Source organism: Flavobacterium frigoris (genome assembly GCF_900111075.1).
GTDB classification, from domain to species: domain Bacteria; phylum Bacteroidota; class Bacteroidia; order Flavobacteriales; family Flavobacteriaceae; genus Flavobacterium; species Flavobacterium frigoris.
Window position 1 is genome coordinate 174,015 of record NZ_FOFZ01000007.1, and the last position, 18,284, is coordinate 192,298.

General features: G+C 33.8%; 22 protein-coding genes. 5 read left to right on the top strand and 17 right to left on the bottom strand.

What is annotated here, in order from left to right; translation table 11 throughout:
- Positions 1–9: 9 nt before the first annotated feature.
- Both BMW63_RS11285 and BMW63_RS11290 read right to left on the bottom strand, forming a co-directional pair.
- Positions 10–963 carry a transketolase family protein gene (locus tag BMW63_RS11285; protein ID WP_074723569.1) on the bottom strand — a complete coding sequence of 318 codons (954 nt, stop codon included), beginning with the start codon at positions 961–963 and terminating at the stop codon, positions 10–12.
- A gap of 85 nt (positions 964–1,048) precedes the next feature.
- Positions 1,049–1,897 (bottom strand): transketolase, encoded by an 849-nt coding sequence (locus BMW63_RS11290; protein WP_074723570.1) that lies wholly within the window; start codon positions 1,895–1,897, stop codon positions 1,049–1,051.
- A 208-nt stretch (positions 1,898–2,105) separates the two neighbouring features.
- Between BMW63_RS11290 and BMW63_RS11295 the strand changes: the two genes are divergently transcribed.
- Both BMW63_RS11295 and BMW63_RS11300 read left to right on the top strand, forming a co-directional pair.
- On the top strand, positions 2,106–2,687 hold the full coding sequence (locus BMW63_RS11295; RefSeq protein WP_074723571.1) for a Crp/Fnr family transcriptional regulator: 582 nt from the start codon (positions 2,106–2,108) through the stop codon (positions 2,685–2,687).
- 90 nt (positions 2,688–2,777) lie between these two features.
- A complete protein-coding gene (locus BMW63_RS11300) occupies positions 2,778–3,293 on the top strand; it encodes a hypothetical protein (RefSeq protein WP_074723598.1) in 516 nt (171 codons plus the stop codon).
- 360 nt (positions 3,294–3,653) lie between these two features.
- On the opposite strand, the gene BMW63_RS11305 is transcribed toward BMW63_RS11300, so the two are convergent.
- The 8 genes from BMW63_RS11305 to BMW63_RS11340 all read right to left on the bottom strand — a co-directional run bounded on the left by BMW63_RS11305 (position 3,654) and on the right by BMW63_RS11340 (position 7,882).
- Complete coding sequence (locus BMW63_RS11305; protein WP_074723572.1) at positions 3,654–3,902, bottom strand: hypothetical protein; 249 nt, start codon at positions 3,900–3,902, stop codon at positions 3,654–3,656.
- Entirely contained in the window at positions 3,902–4,213 is a 312-nt protein-coding gene (locus BMW63_RS11310) for a rhodanese-like domain-containing protein (RefSeq protein ID WP_074723573.1), read from the bottom strand. The genes BMW63_RS11305 and BMW63_RS11310 overlap by 1 nt, the downstream gene beginning before the upstream one ends.
- 1 nt (position 4,214) lies before the next feature.
- The gene (locus BMW63_RS11315) at positions 4,215–4,502 is read right to left on the bottom strand and encodes a rhodanese-like domain-containing protein (protein WP_074723574.1); all 288 of its coding nucleotides are present in this window, start codon (positions 4,500–4,502) and stop codon (positions 4,215–4,217) included.
- A 236-nt stretch (positions 4,503–4,738) separates the two neighbouring features.
- Positions 4,739–5,305 carry a YciE/YciF ferroxidase family protein gene (locus tag BMW63_RS11320; RefSeq protein ID WP_074723575.1) on the bottom strand — a complete coding sequence of 189 codons (567 nt, stop codon included), beginning with the start codon at positions 5,303–5,305 and terminating at the stop codon, positions 4,739–4,741.
- A 378-nt stretch (positions 5,306–5,683) separates the two neighbouring features.
- Positions 5,684–6,100: a DUF1003 domain-containing protein gene (locus BMW63_RS11325; RefSeq protein WP_074723576.1), complete on the bottom strand. Its 417-nt coding sequence runs from the start codon at positions 6,098–6,100 to the stop codon at positions 5,684–5,686.
- A 34-nt stretch (positions 6,101–6,134) separates the two neighbouring features.
- The gene (locus BMW63_RS11330) at positions 6,135–6,479 is read right to left on the bottom strand and encodes a DUF1622 domain-containing protein (protein ID WP_074723577.1); all 345 of its coding nucleotides are present in this window, start codon (positions 6,477–6,479) and stop codon (positions 6,135–6,137) included.
- 195 nt (positions 6,480–6,674) lie between these two features.
- Complete coding sequence (locus BMW63_RS11335; RefSeq protein WP_139174231.1) at positions 6,675–7,064, bottom strand: hypothetical protein; 390 nt, start codon at positions 7,062–7,064, stop codon at positions 6,675–6,677.
- A 263-nt stretch (positions 7,065–7,327) separates the two neighbouring features.
- Complete coding sequence (locus BMW63_RS11340; RefSeq protein WP_074723579.1) at positions 7,328–7,882, bottom strand: RBBP9/YdeN family alpha/beta hydrolase; 555 nt, start codon at positions 7,880–7,882, stop codon at positions 7,328–7,330.
- 276 nt (positions 7,883–8,158) lie between these two features.
- Between BMW63_RS11340 and BMW63_RS11345 the strand changes: the two genes are divergently transcribed.
- The gene (locus BMW63_RS11345) at positions 8,159–8,998 is read left to right on the top strand and encodes an alpha/beta hydrolase (RefSeq protein WP_074723580.1); all 840 of its coding nucleotides are present in this window, start codon (positions 8,159–8,161) and stop codon (positions 8,996–8,998) included.
- Positions 8,999–9,084: 86 nt separating this feature from the next.
- Positions 9,085–9,549: a hypothetical protein gene (locus BMW63_RS11350; protein WP_074723581.1), complete on the top strand. Its 465-nt coding sequence runs from the start codon at positions 9,085–9,087 to the stop codon at positions 9,547–9,549.
- A 345-nt stretch (positions 9,550–9,894) separates the two neighbouring features.
- On the opposite strand, the gene BMW63_RS11355 is transcribed toward BMW63_RS11350, so the two are convergent.
- The 4 genes from BMW63_RS11355 to BMW63_RS11370 all read right to left on the bottom strand — a co-directional run bounded on the left by BMW63_RS11355 (position 9,895) and on the right by BMW63_RS11370 (position 14,713).
- Positions 9,895–11,295: a M16 family metallopeptidase gene (locus BMW63_RS11355; RefSeq protein WP_074723582.1), complete on the bottom strand. Its 1,401-nt coding sequence runs from the start codon at positions 11,293–11,295 to the stop codon at positions 9,895–9,897.
- Positions 11,296–11,299: 4 nt separating this feature from the next.
- A complete protein-coding gene (locus tag BMW63_RS11360; protein ID WP_074723583.1) occupies positions 11,300–12,613 on the bottom strand; it encodes a M16 family metallopeptidase in 1,314 nt (437 codons plus the stop codon).
- 454 nt (positions 12,614–13,067) lie between these two features.
- Positions 13,068–14,153: an L-dopachrome tautomerase-related protein gene (locus BMW63_RS11365; protein ID WP_074723584.1), complete on the bottom strand. Its 1,086-nt coding sequence runs from the start codon at positions 14,151–14,153 to the stop codon at positions 13,068–13,070.
- Positions 14,154–14,200: 47 nt separating this feature from the next.
- Positions 14,201–14,713, bottom strand: a complete 513-nt coding sequence (locus BMW63_RS11370; protein ID WP_074723585.1) for a VOC family protein — start codon at positions 14,711–14,713, stop codon at positions 14,201–14,203.
- Between the two features lie 120 nt (positions 14,714–14,833).
- On the opposite strand from BMW63_RS11370, the gene BMW63_RS11375 reads away from it, so the two are divergent.
- Positions 14,834–15,145: a winged helix-turn-helix transcriptional regulator gene (locus BMW63_RS11375; RefSeq protein ID WP_074723586.1), complete on the top strand. Its 312-nt coding sequence runs from the start codon at positions 14,834–14,836 to the stop codon at positions 15,143–15,145.
- A 285-nt stretch (positions 15,146–15,430) separates the two neighbouring features.
- On the opposite strand, the gene BMW63_RS17910 is transcribed toward BMW63_RS11375, so the two are convergent.
- From BMW63_RS17910 to BMW63_RS11385, 3 genes are all read right to left on the bottom strand, one after another.
- Complete coding sequence (locus tag BMW63_RS17910) at positions 15,431–15,844, bottom strand: hypothetical protein (protein WP_083380456.1); 414 nt, start codon at positions 15,842–15,844, stop codon at positions 15,431–15,433.
- 495 nt (positions 15,845–16,339) lie between these two features.
- Positions 16,340–16,519: a low temperature requirement protein A gene (locus BMW63_RS18675; RefSeq protein WP_083380457.1), complete on the bottom strand. Its 180-nt coding sequence runs from the start codon at positions 16,517–16,519 to the stop codon at positions 16,340–16,342.
- Between the two features lie 434 nt (positions 16,520–16,953).
- Complete coding sequence (locus BMW63_RS11385) at positions 16,954–17,847, bottom strand: pepsin/retropepsin-like aspartic protease family protein (protein WP_074723599.1); 894 nt, start codon at positions 17,845–17,847, stop codon at positions 16,954–16,956.
- Positions 17,848–18,284: the final 437 nt, after the last annotated feature.

Below are 18,284 nucleotides of genomic sequence, written 5' to 3' on the forward strand. Positions count from 1 at the left end.
GTATGTGAATTATTTTCTTTTAATAACTCTCTCTACGGCTTCAACAATTGCTTGATTGTTTAACTTGTATTTTTCCATTAACTGTTCAGGCGTTCCTGATTCTCCAAAGCTGTCATTTACCGCAACAAACTCTTGTGGAGCAGGATGATTCAAGGCTAATACTCTTGAGATGCTTTCGCCAAGACCGCCAAGGATATTGTGCTCTTCGGCAGTAACAATGCATTTTGTTTTAGCCAATGATTTAAGAATTGCTTCTTCATCCAATGGTTTAATTGTATGTATGTTGATTACTTCTGCAGAAATTCCTTTTGCTTCTAATGCTTCGGCAGCAATAAGTGCTTCCCAAACTAAGTGCCCAGTAGCTACGATTGTTACATCGGTTCCTTCACTTAACAGGATTGCTTTTCCTATTACAAATGGTTCGTCGGCTGGCATGAAGTTAGGTACTACTGGGCGTCCAAAACGCAAATAAGCAGGACCGTGATGATCAGCAAGTGCTAATGTAGCCGCTTTAGTTTGATTGTAATCGCAAGTATTGATTACAGTCATTCCTGGTAACATTTTCATTAATCCAATATCTTCAAGAATTTGGTGTGTTGCACCATCTTCACCTAAAGTTAAACCTGCATGCGAAGCACAGATTTTTACATTTTTCTCAGAGTAAGCTACTGATTGGCGAATCTGGTCATAGACTCTTCCGGTAGAAAAGTTAGCAAAAGTTCCGGTGAATGGAATTTTACCTCCAATGGTTAATCCAGCTGCAATTCCAATCATGTTGGCTTCGGCAATTCCAATTTGGAAAAAACGCTCTGGATGATTTTTCTTGAAATCGTCAAATTTTAACGATCCTATTAAATCAGCACAAAGTGCAACCACGTTTTCGTTCTTTTGACCTAGCTCAGTCATTCCCGCTCCAAAACCCGAACGCGTATCTTTACTTCCTGTATTTGTATATTTTTTCATTTTTTTAAATTCAAAGATTTAAAAATTTAATAATTGAAAGATTTTGAGTAGTAATTCAAAATTTACAATTCAAATTTTAAAATTATTAATAGTCACCTAAGGTTTCTGGATTTTGAGCAAATGCATTTTCTAGTTGAGCGTCATTAGGCGCTTTTCCATGCCATGCATGAGTATGCATCATGAAGTCAACTCCATTCCCCATTTCAGTATGCAATAGTACACAAACGGGTTTTCCTTTTCCTGTTCTAGACTTTGCTTCTGTCATTCCTGCTATAATAGCTTCAATGTTGTTTCCTTCTTTAATGTCAATAACATCCCAATCAAATGCTTCAAACTTAGCGCGGATACTTCCCATGGCTAAAACTTCGTCAGTAGTACCGTCAATTTGTTTTCCGTTTAAATCGATTGTAGTGATAAGGTTATCTACTTTTTTTGCAGAAGCATACATAATTGCTTCCCAGTTTTGACCTTCTTGCAATTCACCATCACCGTGAAGAGTGTAAATTAAATGATTGTCTCCATTTAATTTTTTAGCTTGAGCAGCTCCAATACCTACAGACATACCTTGTCCCAGAGAACCAGATGCGATCCTAACTCCAGGTAAACCGTCGTGCGTAGTTGGGTGTCCTTGTAGTCTTGAATTGATTAGACGGAAAGTGGCTAATTCTGAAACTGGAAAATAACCGCTTCTTGCCAAAACGCTGTAGAAAACTGGTGAAATATGTCCGTTAGAAAGGAAGAAAAGATCTTCTCCTATTCCGTCCATATCAAAACCTTCTTTGCGGTCCATTAGATTTTGGTATAAGGTCACCATAAATTCTGCACAACCAAGTGATCCTCCTGGATGACCTGAGTTGACTGCATGTACCATTCTAAGAATGTCTCTTCTGACTTGGATAGTTAAATCCTTTAATTGTTGTGTGTTAGGCTTCATTTTGTGTGTAAAAGTTAAACTGTGGCAAAGGTAATTTTTATTTTGCCGTAAGACAAATGATTTTTGATTTTGTTATTAGGGCTATTTGTAGCATAATTGACAGCAAATAAGGGCTGCAATGCTGCTTTTATAAGGATTTAATTTTTGCATTTTGCTCATTTTTACGATTGGTTTTTTTAATTGATGCAGTAATTATTATCTTGCGGAAATGTATGAACAATTGGCAAAAAGTATTGGAGATAAAGTAACGTTGACCGCGGCCGAATTTGAGGAGTGTAAGACTTTTTTTATTCCAAAAAAAATACGAAAGAAACAAACTTTGCTATTAGAAGGCGATGTTTGTACGTACAATGCTTTTATTGAAAAAGGGATTTTACGTTCCTATACTACCGATGAAAAAGGAAATGAACACATCATGCAGTTTGCTTTTGAAGGCTGGTGGATTACTGATTTGTCGAGTTTTTTAATGGGCGCGCATTCCACCTTCACGATCGAAGCTATAGAAGATTCGGAACTGTTGTTATTAACGGCGGTGGCAAGAGAGGAGCTAATGGATGTGCTACCGGTATTTGAACGCTACCAAAGACTTTTGTTGCAAAACGCCTATATTGCTTTGCAGGCGAGAGTAAACTCTGCTTTGACTGAAACTGCTGAAGAAAAATACACCAAACTCACTATCGCTTACCCTGATGTCATAGCGCGTGTACCCCAACACATGATTGCTTCTTACCTTGGTCTTACCCCAGAAACACTAAGCCGAGTGCGAAAACAAATTACTCTTCGGAAATAAAATTGATTTGGATCAATGGCATTTCTTGTTCTATCTCAATGGAACCAAGGGGGCTCTTACCGTAGTTTTGCAACAGTAAAAACAAGAACAATGCAAAATATACGAACTATTGCCGTTATTGGTGCTGCTGAGAAAAGAAATTTTCCAATACTTAAAGAATTATCGGAGCATTACCAACTTTTATTATTCGATAAAAACCAAAAAGCACTATCTGATATTCATGAAAGTCTTTTGGCGCACAATCGCCATGGTTATATTGAAAAAATGGATTGCGCTGTAAATGCCAGTTGGGAAGCAGATATTATTATTCTTTCTGGTTTTTGTATTAATAATGCAGCTGTTGTTGAAAAAATAAAAGAAGTCGCTACCGCAAAAATCATCATTATTATGGAAAACGAGGATGAGTTTACATCGTCGATAAACAACCAACTGAGTTTTGATCTTATTTTTCCTCATTCTAAAATAGTAGAAATCATCAATATCTCTACAGATGAAAATTTAGAGAAAGAATTTCTGTTGGAAGGCCACAACGCAAAAGCTTTGGATACCGTTTCTGGTATTTTCGAAGGATGTGGTTTTACGACTTACTTATCCCAACTAAATTAATAATAACGATAGGAGTAATTCCATTTTATTGTGTTATTTTAAACATAGTAGGATTTGTTAGTTCTTATGTTAATGAAGTTGGGGCATATGAGAAAAAGCCAGCTAGCTAATGGAGATGATTAGCGACAGCAGAAAGGGTTATATATTATGCTGATTGTACCGATGTTTGTTTACGCCTAGGGAATGATTTTCCGAAAATAGAAGCCTAATTTTTTTATGAATATTTAATTTGTTGTAAGGTTTAAAGTTTTTATTATCGAATACTAATGATGCAATACTGGTGTTTGTTTGTACTAAATTTTAAATCTTAATAAAATAAAAAGCCCCAATTTGGGGCTTTTTATATGCTGTAATTATAATTTAATTTGTTTTTATTTCTTCATATTCTACATCCTCAACAGTGTCGGTATTCTTTTTCTTCAGCGGTACTGCACAACCATTCGCTCCACCGCAGCCAGAATTTGTTACGACTTGATATAATAGAAAACCGGCCAGAAGTCCTGAAAGAATGCTTTGGGTTTGATAGGCTTGTATACCAATGTAAACGCCTAGCGCAAGACGGACAAAACGCATGAAGTGCCAATCATTTAATAAGGTCTGTGCATTCATTATATTTTGTTTTGTAAGCTACTCCAGCCTCCGCCGTTATGAACTTGTGCAAATCCATTCGATTTTAAAATGCTTTTTGCAGAAGCACTTCGCATTCCTGATGCACAACAAGTAATAATAGTAGCGTCTTTTTTTAATTTTGGAATATGTCTCGAAAGATCATTTAATGGAGCATTTATTGACCCTTTTATGTGTCCTTGTTTGTATTCTCCTGGACTACGTACATCTAGAATTACAGCTCCTTGCTTTACTAAATCGGCGTAATTTACTTTTGGCCCTAAACCAAATAGATTTTTTAATGTGTTTATCATCTTATTTTGTTGCTTGTGATTTATAATAATTTACGTCTAACCAAGAACCACCATTATAACACTCGACTCCAAGTTGTGAAAGGAAGTGTTGTGCCTGTCCGCTTCTGTTTCCAGAGGCGCAACATAATACTAAAGGTGCTTTTAATTTTTTTAATTCTTCGACTCTTTCGGGTATTTCATTTAGCGGAATATTAATGGAACCAACTACATTACCACCCATAAATTCGCCGTACGAACGCACATCTACAATGGTTCCTTCGTTTTCTTTAATTATTTTTTCTACGCTCATTTTGTTTAATTTATAAAGTTTGAATTACGCTCAAAAGAGCACTTTTATTCAATTGGATGTATCGTGTACTCTAATTTGATAAGACAAAAGTAACACAAAGGAAAAGGTTTGTCAGTAACTTTTGTTACACAAGCAAATATTTAACGTTCAACATTTAAAATGGTAATTTCCTATATAGTAGTACCATAAAAAAAGCCTGTACGGAACAGGCTTTTTAAATTATTTATGATTTCGAATTACATCCGTGGGTTTGAAATAGCATCCGCTTTAAAAGCTTTGTTGTTAATAGAAGTCATCGCTAACTCAGTTAATCTAGCGTCCGCTTTTTTCTCTTCATTAAGAGTCATAGCTAATAGATCAGCTGCTTTGTTTTCTCCCATTGTTTTTGCGAAAGCGTGTAAAGTACCATAAGTTGCAATTTCATAATGTTTTGCCTTTTGTTCAGAGGCAATTATACTGGCATCACGTACAATACCTTGATCTGTTTTGTTGATCATATCATCACTCTCTTTTAGAATTCCTTCCATTGCTTCACATTTTTTTGCAGCAGGTTTAATACCAGTAACTTCGAATATTTTTTCCAATCTGGAAATATGTTCGTTTGTTTCGGTCAAATGTTTATTGAGAGTAGTAGTCAGTTCTGGAGTTGAAGCATTTTTTGCCATTTTAGGAAGTGTTTTACTCAATATTTTTTCTGCATAATAAATATCTTTCAATCCTACTTCAAATAAATCTCTCAATCCATGAGCTGAATTTGTTTTTGCTTTTGTAGCTTCTACTTTTTTTCCTGTTTGAGTTGCCATAATAATTGATTTTAAATATTAATAGTTTACTTTTTATTTCTATTAAAATTAAAAAAAATAATTGGTGTAAAATTGTTAATTAACTAAATATCAGTAAAATAGATGTTTTTTAACTAAAAATAATAAGGTGATTCTTTATAATAACTCTTTGTAAATCTAGGGAATAAATTTTAATTGCTTTCTTGGTTATTACCAAAGTAAATATTGCAACTAGCAAGTTGAATTAGAGAAGAAAAATTTAATTTTAAGCAGTGTATAAAAATAATAAGCTCATTTATGCCCAAAATGTTTCGGGCTAAGTGAGCTTATTGCTATTAGCTTTTTTGAAATAAAAAGAACGGAAAAATTAAAATCTAGATGTTTGATTTTATTCTTTAGTTAGGGCTGTCTTTGAATTTGTTCCAATAGTCTGATTATCTTGTCTAATTTGTCAACTTCAATGCTATTCAGTTTTGATGTCAGCGCTTCTATTTCTAGTTTGGCTTCCAGATTAGTTTGATAATCTGCTTGTGCTTGTGCTCGGTCTCTTTCGTTTTGTCTGTTTTGAGACATCATGATAATAGGCGCTGCATAAGCAGCTTGGGTAGAGAATAATAGATTAAGCAAAATAAAAGGATAGACATCCCAATGTTTTATAAAAGCAATTAGGTTTAAGGTCATCCAAAGAACGACTAAAATCGTTTGCACAATTATGAATTTCCACGACCCCATAATTTTAGCCACGGCATCGGCCAAGCGGCTCCCAAATCCTAAAGCTTCAAAATGTTTTTGGTGCCAATTTTTTTTTACTAACATAATACGTTTATTTGATAAAGGGTTATTGATAGATTTAAATTTTATTTTTTTGCCATGGAAATTTACCTTCGAGTTCGACCTGCAATGATAAACTCATAACCGTTCTGATAAAAACTATTAATCCTAAAATCGATACCGATTCTAATGTTGGCTCTGCAACTACTGTGGCAATTATATCAGCAGCGATTAATATTTCAAGTCCTAAAAGTATCGATTTTCCCAGCGTTTGTCTTAATTCAATAAAGGGTTCTGGTTTTCTTCTATAAAATAGTACAAGTGACTTGATTAGAGAATATAGTACGCCTGTAAAAATGGTAATACACCCTATGATTTCAATAGATGCTGCTATGTAGTTTATAAATATTTTGATATTTTCCATTTTGCTTAGTGATTAAAGCTAATTATATGAAGGGTTTTGTGTGAACTATTGTCAGATTATGTGTTTTCTATAGTTCTTGTTTTCTAAAAAAATGTTGTGGTTACAAGCAAATTCATTATCAATCTAATTTACAGTAAATTTTGTTTGCTAACACAGAGTCATATTATTGATTTGAAATAAGAGTAACAAATAGTTTTAGTCTTTTATATATCTATTAAAGTAACAATCGTAACATTCATCGTTAAGAATCAATTGATTGGCAGTTATTGTGAAAGACTGTTTTGAATCATTGTCATAGATAATTAACTTTTTTTCCCCTCCAAAAATAGAAATTCCGGTTTGAATAGAGTAGGAGGATTCAAGAACTAAGATCCCATCCACATACTTTTTTACTTTTGTGTTAGAGATTTCCAGTTGAATTGATTTTCCAGATGATTGTGGCGTTGTCGTAATTCCGGCAATCCCACCAGAAGATTCAACCCAATTCCATTTTCCAATGATGGTGTTATTTTCATTATCGTTCATATGAGTGGAACAGCTAATGATTGAAAATAGTAGTAAGAGTAGGTATGTTATTTTTTTCATTAGTTTAATTTTCGAAAAAAGGAAAAAAGAAGTTGCTGCTTCTGCCAAATTTGGAACAGTTTAACATTCAAATTTAGGTATTTTTTGGGTTGGTTTTACAATCCTGCAAATAGTACAGATACAATTTTAGATAGTCACTGTATTTGCCTTGTAATTAAGATAAATCACTATTTGCATCCCGTTTTTTTCGGGTATTTTGAGCTATGAAGTGTTGCAGTTTTTTGGTATATGTTTTGATAATAGTTTCGTTTATAGAAATGAAATTATTTATTACTTTCTATCATTTCTAATAATGACTGCAGAATTTCTTGTCCTTCGGGCCAATATTCTAATTTTGACTCTGAATTCAGATGGCCTTTCTCGCCAATATTTATAAAAGAACTTCCCCATTTTTCAGCTAGCAACGAGGCTCTTTCCAATGAAATATAGGGATCATTAGAACTTGTGATCACAATGGAAGGGAAATCTAATTTTAATAAAGGAATGGGAGAGAAGTTTCTGATTTCCTCAGGGGTATGCGCAGCTGAATCTACATCTGCAGGAGCAACAAGCAAGGCACCAACTATTTTATCGGTTTTATTTTCTTTTGACCAATGGCTGATCAACGAGCAGGCAAGGCTATGAGCAACGATAATGATTTCACCTTCCGCAGATTCGATTGAAGTGTTCAGGCTTTCCAGCCAATCTTTTAAGATAGGGTTGTCCCAATCTTTTTGAATCACTTTTTGAGCAGTTTCAAAATGCTGTAACCAATAATTTTGCCAATGTGTCTCTCCTGAATCTCCTAATCCGGTAACGATTAAAATAGTGTGCTTCATGTGTTTCGTTTTAATTAAAGTACAAATCTGAATCCAAAAAAAAGTTGTTTTCGCATTTCTGGTGGGGTATTATGGTGTGCTTTACTAATAATAGTGGCACTACTAGATACGAATCTATCATTCATTTCAAATTATTGTGTGCCGTTACAAAGCTAATGAATTCCATTTCTTCCCGTTGTGATATTTTTTAATTTCACTAGCAGGAAAATGGCAGCGTAGCCTTTTGTAATAATTGCGGTTGCTTTTTCTTTAATTTATATATTTGTAAAAAAAACTATGCGTTATAAAATTGCGATACTAGTTGTCCTTAATAGCATTCTGTTGGGGAGTTGTGCATCAAAAAAAATTACAGATGCTTCCTATTTACTGCCTTCGAAGGAAAATACAATAGCGGTACCAAAAATGAATGTTTTTGTTCCCAGAAATTCAAAAGCAAAACAACTCCCTGTTTTAATCTTTGTGCATGGAGGCTACTGGAATAGTGGACGAAAAGGGACCTACGATTTATTAGGCAGGAACTTTGCCAGCAAAGGAGTAGTCACTGTGATTCCAGATTATACTTTGAGTCCAAATACGGATTATGACGGGATGGCCAAGCAAATTGCCGCCGTGATTCAATGGACGAAAGATAGTATCAGCAAGTACAAGGGTAATCCAAATGCAGTCTTTGTAACGGGACATTCTGCAGGCGGACATTTGGGTGCATTAGCGGTTATGAATCCGAAGTACGGAATCGATCCTAAAAGTATTTCCGGAATTATTTTGAATGATGCCGCAGGATTAGATATGAAATATTATTTAGAGGAAAACCCACCTACTGCCGAATACAATTATATAACAACCTGGACTAACTCGCCCACCAAATGGCAGGATGCGTCCCCTATTTATTTTTTAGATAAAAATACGCCTCCTTTTTTAATTTATATTGGTGATCAAACCTATGCTTCTATTAAAACAACCAATAAGCGTTTTATTGATGCCCTGCATCCTTTTCAGCCAGAAGTTTCAGCAATACGAGTGGACAAAAAGCATGTTCCTATGGTTACACAGTACTTTTACCCTTGGAGCGATCGCTTTGATGAGGTTATTGATTTTATGAAAAGTCAGGTTAAATAAAGCATTTTTAAAAATTAGTGGATAGGAAGGTAGGGTAAACTAGATTACAGTTGTCTTACTATTGTAATAACACTAATTTTAAAATTATGAAAACAGTTAAAGCCATATTAATACTAATTATTTTTTCTTTCGTACCCAATGTGAATGCGCAAAAAGCTAGAGTTAGTAATGATACCCAAGTAGAAACAAAACAGAGTGTATCGTATTATCAACAAAGAGGTTTAGAAGATGCGAAATACGAACAACAGTTTGAAGCAAAAAGCAAAACAGAAGAACGTGCTTTTTGGCAGGAACAAAAACAATACGAAAAGGAATTAAAGAAAAACGACAGCAGAGCGCATCGAGCTTATGTTCAAGGTAAGCAAGAAGGTTATGCAGCACACCACGATCATTGCGATAGCCATTGTCATCACAGTAAATATTGGTATCAGCATGCAGACTATTATTACTATGGATATAGTGAGCCGCGTTATGAAAACAGATCTAACAGAACGACAGTGAATACGCAAATAGGTGTGCGTACTCCAAACGTGCGATTGGGACTTTTTTAATACAATTTGAATTTATCTAATTATGAATATTGTATGACCCAATAATAAAGCGTTCTATTCTTTCACAAACTACAGCACTTAGTTTGTCACACTGAAAGCGTCTCAAGATACCTGAGCAACTTTGCTAAGACGCTTTCAGCGTGATAAATAGTACGAGAGGTTGTTAGCTAAGTCATATTCGGCTATAAAACAGTTCAATTTCAGTTCGAGCGGAGTCGAGAACCACTATTGCATCTCGACTGCGCGCGATGTGACAAAAATTTAGGTTGGACTATATTGTCTGGTTTTCGGTATAAGTATTAGATATAAAAAAAAGCGGAAATTTAATTTCCGCTTTGATATTAATTATAGTCCTTCTTTAGGATCGTCTTTTATTTCCACTTGGGTTACTGTGCCATATTTTTTTGAAATGTTTATAATCTCATCTGCTTTTCCTATTAGCACAAATTGTAGCTTGTCTTTAGGGAAATATTTAGCAATGATTTGGTTGGCTTTCGCCAAATCCAAGTTGTCAACATTCTTTTCAAAATCGTCAATGAAAGATTTATCAAAATCATACCAGAACATTTGGGTCAGTAAACTAGCTTGTTGCGAGGTAGTTTCGTATCGTGGCGGGAACTGTCCTTTGACATAATTTTTGGCTGAAGCCAATGCTTTTTCATCAATACCATTTTTATGTAATTTAGACAGGACTTCGAGCGCCTTATCAATGGCTGCTTCCGTGGTTTTCACGTCTGTAAAAGTGCTGATAGCAAATGAACCACCATTTTTCAAGGCATTAAAGCGACTACTTGCGCCGTAGGTCAAGCCAGAGTTTACACGCAACTCATCATTTAGCATCGACGTAAATCGTCCGCCAAAAAGTGTGTTGACTACTTCAATGGATACATAATCTGGATTGTTTCTGCTTATTCCTGGAGAACCAATATAAAACGTGGTTTCTCTGGCGTCGTCTTTATTGACTAGTAATACCTTGTTTTCTTTTGGAATACTAATCGCTTTGGATGCAGGACTATCTTCTTCTTTTGAGGATTTTTCCCATTTTGAGAACAAAGCAGTCAGTGCGGCTTTCATTTCTTTAGTAGAAAAATCACCTACTACGCTAATGGCAGCATGGTCTGGTTTGTATTTCGTTTTATAAAAAGTAGTAAGATCATTTACGGTTAATTTACTCACGGTTGCCGTAGTACCTGTTATGATATTTCCATAAACGTGGTCTCCATAAAGCATGGACTCAAAGTACGATCCTATCACAGATTGCGGACTTTCTTTTTGCTGTTCAAGCTTCACCAGCAACCTACTTTTTTCTTTTTCAAATTCTGCAGCGTCAAAAACAGGATTAAGCAATACTTCTTTAATAATCGTCAGGACCTTGTCTTTGTCCTTAGCGGCAAAATGAGAAGATAGACCGGAGTATTCCTTAGAAGAATAGGTGTTTAAAGCGGCACCAATGAAATCGAGTTCTTCATCTAACTTAGCTTTTGTGAAATTTTCAGTACCATGTTTTAAAGCTGTAGCAGTCAGTGACGCAAGTCCCGCTTTGTCTTTATCATATATTGCGCCCGCTGGGATAATGGCAGATACACTAATTACAGGCACATCATGTTGCTCCATTAGGAAGACAGTAAGACCATTTGGTAATTTAAATGTAGCGTAACTCGGTAACTTATAACTTTGTGCTGACAGACTTATTTGTGTTATTACAAGCAAGCAGATCATTATGAATTTTTTATTAATACGTTCCATACTATTAATTTTCTACATTTGTTTTTAATACTCCTACTGTTCGGTTACTTTTTGTAAAATAGGTTTTGGCAACCCGTTGCACATCAGCAATTGTGATTTTATTATAATTAGCTGGCGCATCAAACATTTTTCTATAGTCACCAAAAAACACTTCATAAGTACCTATGTTGTTTGATTTTCCGTCTATGGTTTCCACTTGGTCGTAAAATTCCATTAGTTTTTGGTTCTTTATTTTTTGTAGTTCCGTATCGGTAATCCCATCCTGTTTTATTTTTTCAATCTCAGTATATATGGCATTTTCTAAATCTACTTCGTTCACCTCTTTATTGGCTACAGCATATACATTGAAAAGTCCAGGATCAAAGCTATCACCATAATCAGTAAATACTTGGGTAGCTACTTGTTTTTTATCTACAAGCGAAGCATACAATCGGGATGATTTTCCGCTTGAAAGAACGGAGCTCAGAATATTTAAGGCATAATAATCATCGTTTTTAGTTTCAGGAGTATGATAACCAATCATAAGATAAGGTGTAGCCACTTCTTTTTGAACAGTAATTCTTCGTTCCCCAGTTTGTACAGGTTCTACAATATGAACTTTTGGTGGCGTGGGTTGAGCTGGAATTGGTTCGAAATATTTCTCTGCTAATAGTTTTACTGCTTCTGTTTTGATCGCGCCACTAATTACAACAACGCAGTTATTTGGTGCGTAATAGGTTTTAAAATAACGTTCCAAGTCTTGTTGATTCCAATTTTTCATGTCATCTTCATATCCCATTACAGGCCAATGGTATGGATGCTCTTGAAAAGCGGTTGCCTGAAGCGATTGCGACAACAGACGCCAAGGAGAATTTTCAAGACCAGTACGACGCTCGCTTAATACAACGCCTCTTTCGCTTTCTACCATCGTAGGATCAATACTCAAACTAGAAATTCGGTCGCCTTCAAGATCAAATATAACCTCCGCTGCAGATGCAGGAAACCAATCCGTGTAAACTGTAACATTTTCAGTGGTATACGCATTATTAGCACCTCCATTGAATTCCATTGTTTGGTCAAATAGTTTTGGGCCGTACTTTTTGGCTCCGTTAAACATCATGTGTTCAAAAAAATGAGAGAGACCAGTAATTCCTTGGTATTCGTTCCTGCTTCCTACCTTGTAAAACAAATACATATTTGCATTTGGGATCGAAAAGTCTTCTACAACTAATATTTTCATTCCGTTTTTTAGGGTGAAAGTATGTACATCGTCTGCCTTTATTTGTGCTTGTCCTGTTAAGGCGAGCAAAAGAAAAAGCGGTAGCATTATTTTTTTCATACGGTGTAAATTAATGTTTGATTAAAATGGCTGAAATTAAATTAGTTTCCTCTCTTTTTATATTGAAAATTGCGAGTTATCCTTTTAGAACAATGCTGATTTCATTTTTCGAAATGGAATTCAGCTAATAATAATAAGTCGGCTGGTTTAATTATTTGTTACATTTATAGGATGAAAAAATTTGCGATATAGTAAAATCAGTATACTAATTTACCTCCTCTTTGATTAGCTTCGAATATATTAAGTTTTAAATTATTTTCGTGATCATCATCAGACAGTTTATTGACAACGATGTTATTGGTCTTTTATAATGCAATTAGGAGTGTCGAATGTAGAAGGTAATAGTATCTAATACAATAACAAGACTGCTTTTAAATTGTTTTAAAAACGGTCTTATTTTGGGCTATTTTTAAGCAGAAAGTCGTCTTTGCGGTTAAGTCACTTTACTCTTTTTTTAATTTTTAGATAACTCTATTTTATTCAAAGTAAAAGTCATAGTTGAAATATCGGCTGTAACTTCATTAATCCTTGAGTTTGTAAAATACAAGTAGTTGTTATAAATACTAAATGTATCTGCCCATCTGATTTTTTTACCTTCAACCAGTGTGTGAATACTGCCATCTTGTTTACGATACATAATTTTGTTGTTTTCTAAATCAGCAAAATATAAAATACCATTTTCGTCCAGTATCATTCCATCAGGGGCTGCTGTTTTTGCCACTAATTTGACTGATTTTTCAACTTCCGTATTATTTGCATTGGCTAATACTTTTGTGGGTACGGAATATAAACTGTAGCCCGTTAGTGCATGAAAGTAGAGCAAGTCATTTTTATTGTCTAATGCAATTCCGTCAGAATTAATAGTGTTCTCCCACTTTTTGTTGTCGAAAGTCAAATAGGATTGCTCCGCTTTTGTAGAGAAATGATTGTCTAAAACTCTAGTAGATTTTCCAGAAGTCATATCCAGTACAATTAAACCAGCTCTGCCAGAATCAGTACAATAGATTTTATTGTTTTTTTTATCGACACGTAAATCGTTGATGTAAGAATTAGGATAATAACTGTCTTTTTGTAATATATAAGTTTTCTCTAATTTATTGTCACTTAAATTAAAGACAAAAAGGCGAGGTGCGTCTAAAACGGCACCAAATAATGGACTGCGTGTGTCTAACACATAAAGCATGTTTTCAAAAGCCACTACAGATTGTACGCCAACAAATTTTTGATCTTCAACTGCGCTTCCAATTTTCCATGAATTCCATTCTTCATTGGGATAAGCTAATTTTTGATTGTCTTTGGTAATTTCAACCACCGAATTTTCAACTCCTTTTCTCCATCGAGGGAAGTTCACAAAAATCCGTCCTAATGTGCTCACGGTAACGCCAGTTACTTGTTGTCCAGTAAATTCAGCAATTTGTTGTACTTGTACTGTAAGGCTGTCCGTGTGTTTTGTCGCTTCAATTTCTATTTTCTTGTTCGTCAAATTTTTACAAGAAACAATCACTATAAAAAGGAAGATTAGATAAAGACTTTTTTTCATTTTAGTTAAATTTTAGAAGTTCAATAAAAGCTATTAGATATTTGGTTTTATTTTGAATAGGCTCCAGAAGAATAAGTCAGTTCATAACTGTGCGTGTATATTTCGAAAACAATTCCGAAAGGATCTTGTACGTAACACATTTTAAAAGGTTTCTCATTTGGATAATATTCTCGAATAGGCATTCTTTGTTTACCACCGTAAGATACAATTTTAGCGATAAGATCTTCAATGTTTGGATCTTGTATGCAAAAATGAAAAAGACCTGTATTGAAAGGATTGAATTCTGGTGCTTCTTTAATTCCGTGAGGGAAAGAAAATAATTCGATTCCCGTACCATCTGAAGTGGCTAAATGTGCAATTTCAAATTCTTCTAAATCTTCGCCAAAAACGTCAATGCACATTTGACCAATAGCTGTTTCCTTTTCTTTCTTTACTGTAGACGGTTCCATAATAATGTACCAGCCCATTACTTCTGAGTAAAACTTAACGGCTTCTTTAATATTAGGAACTGTAATTCCGATATGAGAAAATGCTTTTGGATAATTTGTTTTAGTTGGCATGTGTTATTGTTTTAGATTACAAATTTAGCCTATATTGGCATAAATAGCAATAACCTACTTTAAAGTATTATAGTTACCTAAAAGAGTAAAATATAGATTATCAATTGATTGAAATATAAAATGAGCGAAAAAAATTATTGTCCTCTTCATTATACAATGGGTTTAATAGGGACTAAATGGAAACCTTTGATTTTATTTCATTTACTGGATGGGGGTTTACGTTCCGGATTACTACAAAAGAAAATCTCCGGTATTTCTAATAAAATGTTTACCCAAACCGTAAGAGAATTAGAAAAAGACGGCCTTATTTCCAGAAAAGTTTTTGCGGTTGTTCCTTCAAAAGTAGAATACAAATTGAGCGAGAGAGGCAGATCACTCGAAAATATTTTACGAAGTTTGGACACCTGGGGCGTGGAAGATAATCCAAAATAAATTTTTATAAACACCAATTTTAGGCCTCAATTTATAACAAGTGACTTTTATAACGTTGATGACTAGATTCTTGGAGTAGTAATTTAATAATTATTTTTGTGCGCTGGTAGGATACTATTTTTAGATCAGTCAAATTTATTTTGGCAAAAGCCTAAATTAACGGCTGATAATTGTTGTTTTAGAGTAAACTGAGAAAGAAGGGGTTCCTTTAATTAAGACGAAATTCAAAGAAGTAATCTTAACCGGTTACGGATATGAAAAATCAGCGATTTTATAGACTAACACTTAAAAATTAACTTTGCCATATAATTTCATTTGTGATTTATAATTAAGCACGATGTAAATGGCAAAAGAAAAGGCCAACCCAAAAAGGATGTATTGAGATCTATTTAAAAGTAAGGATACTGCAGCAATGGTAAGTACTATTAATGTATTTATTATCCTGTTTCTGTTGTGTTTAGGTACATTTATTGCATATGCAGTTTGTTTTCCAATATATAGAAGCAGCATTCCTGAAATGGCCATAATTCTAAAATCAAACAAGTTTAAATCGTTAAGGATGGCATGTCTTATTGTATTGGCAAGAATCGCAAAAGACATATAGACCAACAACTGAGAGTAGATAATACCAGTTCCATATTTATCTCTTTTACTTTCAATTAATAAATTTAGCGAGTCGAAGTAGATCCACCAGATCATCGCTATTATTTAAAATCCCACCATCCCCGTGGCAATGGTTAATAATGTCCAATCTACATTAGTAAGACCCGATGTTAATTAAGCAATGGGTTCTCCTAAAAGGACAATTGCCAATAGTCCTATGCATTCTACTAAATGTTCTTTATCTAAAGGCTTCGTTGAATTTTTAGAATTAAGAGTCGTCTGAATAATAATAATTTCTATGATAATACTGATGCTTAGCAATAGACCAGCTATTTTGTAGGAAAAGAATAAAGCTGATACAGCAAGGAGGGTGTTCCAAAGGCAAGAACACCGATAATTCTTTTGTTTGTGGATCGGCCTCTCATTTTTTGAATATATTTAGCATATAATCCCGCAGTAGTTATTTTCTATTCAAGAATCGATCGTGGTAGATAAAATGATAAGAACAAACATAATGAGAAGCGTAAAAACTCTATGGAACCTACTGTCATTGTCGAACCTATTTGAAAATGAAGTGTGCAGCACCCAAATCTACCAAAAAGGTAAAAATAATATAATGAATGTTAAAAATACATGGCGGTCTAGTTCATTGTTATGCGTATGGGCTAATAGATGAGCGACCTTTCCTAGTGCCACAACAAAGATTAGATCAAAAAAGAGCTCAAGCCACGTTGAGTGTCGATTTTTCATTAAATACATTGTATTTTTCATAGGCTTTAGTGCAAATCTAATTTGATAAAAAAGTAGGCAGCCTTTTTATTTTTTTCGTTAGGAAAAAACTAAGTTATGAAAATTATTGTTTGAAATTAATATAGAATCACAAATTGATTAAAACGGATGGTAGCACTAAAATCATGGCTGAACAATAAATTCTCTGAATGTAATTTTGTATTATTTTTTCTATTTCTTTTAGACACTTTTATAAAGTAACTCTTCAAGTAAATTATTAAATTACTTTTCAAGTTTAATGTATGAGTTTTTTTTTAGAAGGATTCAGTCCACAATTTCCCCATTCTTCATCAGAGATTTTTCACTTGCTTTTTTGAATTCTTTAATATTCATAGATTTTGTGATTGCTTGTTTTCTGCTGACACATAAATTTCTTGTAAAAAAAACGCGAATTAAGCTGATTTTTCGGCATTTCGTCATTCCGATTTATACTCTTTTCTTTGGTCAATGTATTGGTCTTTATAAAATTTATTTGGTTTCAAGTACACAACATTATTTTGAAAATCGAGGAATATATTAAATCTTTTCAAAATTTCGTTACCTAAAATATGAACGTTTTTATCTTTTAATGGTTTTTGGGTAGTTGTTATTTGAACTGGAATATTTTTAAGTTTATACTTTCCAATTTTTAAGATTTCTAAATTAGAAGTAATAACAGGAATTTCGTTTCCTTGTGCACCTTTCATCATTACCTTTTTTAAAACTTTCATCTTGTTCGTTGGAAAGTTACCTTCTTTTAATAAATCATTATCTAACATTGCAGTTCTTTCAAAACCCGTATCAAAGAGGAAAAGATCATTGTTCGCAATTCCATTTTCCTTAATTTCACTTGAAACTAAAAACAAGTCTTTAAAAAACTCTATTTTTAGGCTAGTGAATTTGTTATCTAATAGTACATATTTAGGCAATTCAGAATGAATAATCATAGCATGCTTGTCATAATTGAGTTCGACTACTTTTCCTTTGAAAAAGTCCCAGCCAAATCGCCCTTCTGTTCCGTGTCCTGCTAATTCGGCGTCATACACTTTAGTTTTGTAATTTGTTTTTCCAATTTTTAAATTATATAATGTGCTGTAAAGTTCCGTTGTAGATTTAAGTTTATTATTTAAAATATCATTTATTAAAATCAATTCGGTTGTGCCGGTGTCAAAATTTAAGTTTAAAGTATCTTTTTCGTTGAAAATAGCTTTTATAAAAATGGTATTATGCTCGTTAATAGTTAATGAAATAGTGTCACTCAATTCTAATTTTTGAGCAAAAATCGATATAGAGAAGAGTATAAAAGCAAATATTAATAATAACTGTTTCATTTTGAGTAATTTTAATAAAATGATTTTAATGGAAAAATGACTTTTTAAAAATGGAAAAATCCAAGTAAGAGTACCAGTTTTTAATATAAATTTAATAGTACTGAAATTTTTATTGATCAATCCACTTTCGATAAACCTATTTTAGGATTTGTCATGCAACAATATGTATTGCAACATGTCGCCGCTACACGAGGTTTGGGACTAAAGATGCGAGATTTTTCCATTAAACACAAATTTTCCAAGTACAAAATCATCTTTAAATTAAACCTAAAACCCCAATCTCGCCAAACGGCTGTTGAACTAAACCTTCGGTAGCGCGAAACCGAAAAAGTAGTACTTTTCAAAGATAACTAAAATCAATTATTATGACTACAAAAAAAAGCATCCTGATGCGTTAAGGGGAAACAAAATCCTTAATCAGGCAATTCGAGAGGTTC

Coding starts and splice junctions, on each gene's coding strand:
- BMW63_RS11285 (WP_074723569.1), bottom strand. CDS start 963: ATGAAAAAATATACAAATACAGGAAGTAAAGATACGCGTTCGGGTTTT.
- BMW63_RS11290 (WP_074723570.1), bottom strand. CDS start 1,897: ATGAAGCCTAACACACAACAATTAAAGGATTTAACTATCCAAGTCAGA.
- BMW63_RS11295 (WP_074723571.1), top strand. CDS start 2,106: ATGTATGAACAATTGGCAAAAAGTATTGGAGATAAAGTAACGTTGACC.
- BMW63_RS11300 (WP_074723598.1), top strand. CDS start 2,778: ATGCAAAATATACGAACTATTGCCGTTATTGGTGCTGCTGAGAAAAGA.
- BMW63_RS11305 (WP_074723572.1), bottom strand. CDS start 3,902: ATGAATGCACAGACCTTATTAAATGATTGGCACTTCATGCGTTTTGTC.
- BMW63_RS11310 (WP_074723573.1), bottom strand. CDS start 4,213: ATGATAAACACATTAAAAAATCTATTTGGTTTAGGGCCAAAAGTAAAT.
- BMW63_RS11315 (WP_074723574.1), bottom strand. CDS start 4,502: ATGAGCGTAGAAAAAATAATTAAAGAAAACGAAGGAACCATTGTAGAT.
- BMW63_RS11320 (WP_074723575.1), bottom strand. CDS start 5,305: ATGGCAACTCAAACAGGAAAAAAAGTAGAAGCTACAAAAGCAAAAACA.
- BMW63_RS11325 (WP_074723576.1), bottom strand. CDS start 6,100: ATGTTAGTAAAAAAAAATTGGCACCAAAAACATTTTGAAGCTTTAGGA.
- BMW63_RS11330 (WP_074723577.1), bottom strand. CDS start 6,479: ATGGAAAATATCAAAATATTTATAAACTACATAGCAGCATCTATTGAA.
- BMW63_RS11335 (WP_139174231.1), bottom strand. CDS start 7,064: ATGAAAAAAATAACATACCTACTCTTACTACTATTTTCAATCATTAGC.
- BMW63_RS11340 (WP_074723579.1), bottom strand. CDS start 7,882: ATGAAGCACACTATTTTAATCGTTACCGGATTAGGAGATTCAGGAGAG.
- BMW63_RS11345 (WP_074723580.1), top strand. CDS start 8,159: ATGCGTTATAAAATTGCGATACTAGTTGTCCTTAATAGCATTCTGTTG.
- BMW63_RS11350 (WP_074723581.1), top strand. CDS start 9,085: ATGAAAACAGTTAAAGCCATATTAATACTAATTATTTTTTCTTTCGTA.
- BMW63_RS11355 (WP_074723582.1), bottom strand. CDS start 11,295: ATGGAACGTATTAATAAAAAATTCATAATGATCTGCTTGCTTGTAATA.
- BMW63_RS11360 (WP_074723583.1), bottom strand. CDS start 12,613: ATGAAAAAAATAATGCTACCGCTTTTTCTTTTGCTCGCCTTAACAGGA.
- BMW63_RS11365 (WP_074723584.1), bottom strand. CDS start 14,153: ATGAAAAAAAGTCTTTATCTAATCTTCCTTTTTATAGTGATTGTTTCT.
- BMW63_RS11370 (WP_074723585.1), bottom strand. CDS start 14,713: ATGCCAACTAAAACAAATTATCCAAAAGCATTTTCTCATATCGGAATT.
- BMW63_RS11375 (WP_074723586.1), top strand. CDS start 14,834: ATGAGCGAAAAAAATTATTGTCCTCTTCATTATACAATGGGTTTAATA.
- BMW63_RS17910 (WP_083380456.1), bottom strand. CDS start 15,844: ATGATCTGGTGGATCTACTTCGACTCGCTAAATTTATTAATTGAAAGT.
- BMW63_RS18675 (WP_083380457.1), bottom strand. CDS start 16,519: ATGAAAAATACAATGTATTTAATGAAAAATCGACACTCAACGTGGCTT.
- BMW63_RS11385 (WP_074723599.1), bottom strand. CDS start 17,847: ATGAAACAGTTATTATTAATATTTGCTTTTATACTCTTCTCTATATCG.